Source organism: Streptomyces sp. UNOC14_S4 (assembly GCF_020740835.1).
Lineage (GTDB): Bacteria > Actinomycetota > Actinomycetes > Streptomycetales > Streptomycetaceae > Streptomyces.
In genome coordinates this window covers 1-2,833 of sequence record NZ_JAINFC010000717.1, presented here as the reverse complement: position 1 = coordinate 2,833, position 2,833 = coordinate 1, and the positions used below count along the sequence as shown (strand labels likewise).

At 71.8% G+C, this 2,833-nt stretch carries 2 protein-coding genes, 6 tRNA genes and 1 pseudogene; 7 read left to right on the top strand and 2 right to left on the bottom strand.

Going from position 1 to position 2,833, the window contains the following annotated elements; all coding sequences use genetic code 11:
- A pseudogene (locus tag K6I34_RS34830) lies at window positions 1-202 on the bottom strand (anthranilate synthase component I family protein); the annotation flags it as partial.
- A 164-nt stretch (window positions 203-366) separates the two neighbouring features.
- Between K6I34_RS34830 and K6I34_RS34825 the strand changes: the two are divergent.
- The 6 genes from K6I34_RS34825 to K6I34_RS34800 all read left to right on the top strand — a co-directional run bounded on the left by K6I34_RS34825 (window position 367) and on the right by K6I34_RS34800 (window position 897).
- Window positions 367-439 (top strand) — tRNA-Gly (locus K6I34_RS34825).
- A 35-nt stretch (window positions 440-474) separates the two neighbouring features.
- Window positions 475-548, top strand: a tRNA-Cys gene (locus tag K6I34_RS34820).
- Window position 549: 1 nt separating this feature from the next.
- A tRNA-Val gene (locus K6I34_RS34815) sits at window positions 550-622 on the top strand.
- A gap of 23 nt (window positions 623-645) precedes the next feature.
- Window positions 646-717: transfer RNA gene (locus K6I34_RS34810), tRNA-Val, on the top strand.
- A 13-nt stretch (window positions 718-730) separates the two neighbouring features.
- Window positions 731-802: transfer RNA gene (locus K6I34_RS34805), tRNA-Val, on the top strand.
- A 23-nt stretch (window positions 803-825) separates the two neighbouring features.
- Window positions 826-897 (top strand) — tRNA-Val (locus tag K6I34_RS34800).
- 221 nt (window positions 898-1,118) lie between these two features.
- Here the strand turns inward: K6I34_RS34800 and K6I34_RS34795 are convergent.
- Entirely contained in the window at window positions 1,119-1,337 is a 219-nt protein-coding gene (locus K6I34_RS34795) for a hypothetical protein (RefSeq protein ID WP_229332035.1), read from the bottom strand.
- Between the two features lie 437 nt (window positions 1,338-1,774).
- Between K6I34_RS34795 and K6I34_RS34790 the strand changes: the two genes are divergently transcribed.
- Window positions 1,775-2,833, top strand: a 1,059-nt coding sequence (locus K6I34_RS34790; protein ID WP_229332034.1) for a serine/threonine-protein kinase, incomplete at its 3' end; no start/stop codon positions are given.

Genomic DNA, 2,833 nt, shown 5'->3' with positions numbered 1-2,833 from the left:
GGGCCGGGCCGCGCCAGCGGCCGGGGACCGGGGCGGGCGCGGGAGCGGGCCGTACGTCGCCGAAGCGGGCGCACACCAGGTCCCCCTCGAAGTCGGCGACCACGGCCCACCAGCCCGTGGAGTCCAGGGCCTCCGGGTCACGGGTGACGTCGCGGAGGTCGGTGGCGAGGAGGCCGCCGAAGCGGGCCATCGGAGGGGACATCAGAGGGGAGCCGTGCACGTCATCGAGTCTATGGCGGGGGTGCCACGAGCGGCCCGGGAGAACAATCAGCCCAGCACGCTGCGGAAACGGAATTTGAGCTGGCGCCGGAATCCGCTAGAGTTCAACACGTCGCCGGGACGCGGAAGCGAAACGGGCCAGACACTGCGGACGTAGCTCAGTTGGTAGAGCACCACCTTGCCAAGGTGGATGTCGCGAGTTCGAGTCTCGTCGTCCGCTCGAGTTGGGGGATCTTCCCGAACCCCCGCACTCCTGGTGGAGTGGCCGAGAGGCGAGGCAACGGCCTGCAAAGCCGTCTACACGGGTTCAAATCCCGTCTCCACCTCCAAGGACGATTAGCTCAGCGGGAGAGCGCTTCCCTGACACGGAAGGAGGTCACTGGTTCAATCCCAGTATCGTCCACTGAGGTCCGCAAGGATCTCCCCGCGCGATTAGCTCAGCGGGAGAGCGCTTCCCTGACACGGAAGAGGTCACTGGTTCAATCCCAGTATCGCGCACGCAGTACAACCCGGACGATTAGCTCAGCGGGAGAGCGCTTCCCTGACACGGAAGAGGTCACTGGTTCAATCCCAGTATCGTCCACTGAGGTCCGCAAGGATCTCCCCGCGCGATTAGCTCAGCGGGAGAGCGCTTCCCTGACACGGAAGAGGTCACTGGTTCAATCCCAGTATCGCGCACACGGATCGGCCGGAGGCCGGGGCACTTGCTCCGGCCTCCGGCCGTTTTCGCATGTCACAGAGGCTTTCCATCGGATACCGGATCCGGATGCGCGACGGGCCGGGCACCTCCCCAGGTGCCCGGCCCGTCGTGCCGTCCGCCGTACCCCCGTCCCCACGGGGTTGTTCCGGCCGTTTCCTGCTCCCCGGGCCGCTCTCCCGGGGTCGGGGCACCGGTGGTGCTAGTGCCCCAGCATTCCGGCCACGGACGACGCTTCGGTGACGACGGCGTCCCAGCCGCCGAAGAGCACGGCCAGGAGCACCGCGAGGGGCAGCACCATGGCCGCGGCCACGAGCGGGTGCCGGGTGCCCGGGGAGGCGACGGAGGAGAGGTCGCCCAGGACGTCCACGGCCTGCCGGTCGTGCGCCCGGACGGCCGTGCGTCCCGCGGTGTCCGCCATCGTCCCCTCCTGCCCCGTGCGGCCCGTCTCCGGGCCCGTCCCGCCGTGGTCGCTTCCGCGCTCGGCGAGCGGCGGGCGTCTGACCTCGGGGGACGAGTGCGTCACCCGCCGCTCTGTTCTCCAAGGTAGGCGCGGGGGGCCGTTCGGGCGTCATGCCCGCGTACCGCTTGCCGGGCCTCCCGGAGGATGAGCGCACACGGCGCGGCTACTCCTCTGGTTGGAGACCGGTGGCCGGAATCCCAGGGTCGTCCCGGAGGGGTGTCCAGGGCACCAGGGCCTTTCCGTGCAGTGACTTCGCTCACTCCCGGCTCTTCATGATCCCCGGTTTCCTGGGGAAGCGGGGAATCCGGTTGCCGACGCATGCGCCGCCTCTGCGCGCGTTCGCCCGGCAATCCGTAAGCTGGGCACGTCAGACGGACCGGGCAGCGGGGATGAAGATGGCGATGATGCGGCTCCGGCGCGAGGACCCGCGTGTCGTCGGCTCGTTCCGGCTTCACCGCCGGCTCGGCGCGGGCGGCATGGGCGTGGTGTACCTCGGCTCCGACCGGCGCGGGCAGCGCGTGGCGTTGAAGGTGATCCGGCCGGACCTGGCGGAGGATCAGGAGTTCCGGTCGCGGTTCGCCCGTGAGGTGCAGGCCGCGCGGCGCATCCGCGGCGGCTGTACGGCACGGCTGGTGGCCGCCGATCTGGACGCGGACCGGCCGTGGTTCGCCACGCAGTACGTGCCGGGGCCCTCGCTGCACGACAAGGTGAACGAGGAAGGGCCGCTGTCGGCGGCTCAGACCGCCTCCATCGGCGCGGCGTTGGCCGAGGGTCTGCTGGCCGTGCACGACGCGGGCGTGGTGCACCGCGATCTGAAGCCCTCGAACATCCTGCTGTCGCCCAAGGGTCCGCGCATCATCGACTTCGGCATCGCCTGGGCGGTGGGCGCGAGCACGCTGACGCACGTGGGCACGGCCGTCGGCTCGCCCGGCTTCCTCGCGCCCGAACAGGTGCGCGGGGCCGCGGTGACGCCCGCGACGGACGTCTTCGCCCTCGGCGCGACCCTCGCGTACGCCTCGACGGCGGACTCGCCGTTCGGCCAGGGCAGCTCCGAGGTGATGCTCTACCGCGTCGTGCACGAGGAGCCGCAGCTGATGGCGGTGCCGGACGCGCTGGCACCGCTGATCCACGCATGTCTGGCCAAGGACCCGGAGGACCGTCCGAGCACCCTTCAGCTGTCGCTGCGGCTCAAGGAGATCGCGGCGCGCGAGGCGCACGGCCTGTCCGACGGCAGGCACGTGCGGCGGGAGCCCGAGCGCCCGGCGGGCCAGCGGGCCGCGGAGTACGCGGAGCAGCGCACCGAGCAGCGCACGCTCAAGGCACCGGCGCCGCGCCCGCAGGGGCCGGGGCGCCGTCCCGAGCCGGGGCGGCCGTCGGTGCCCCGGCCGGCGAGACGGCCGAACGGGCCCCGGGGGGCGGGCCGTCCCGGTACGCGCCCCGGGGCCCGTGCGGCC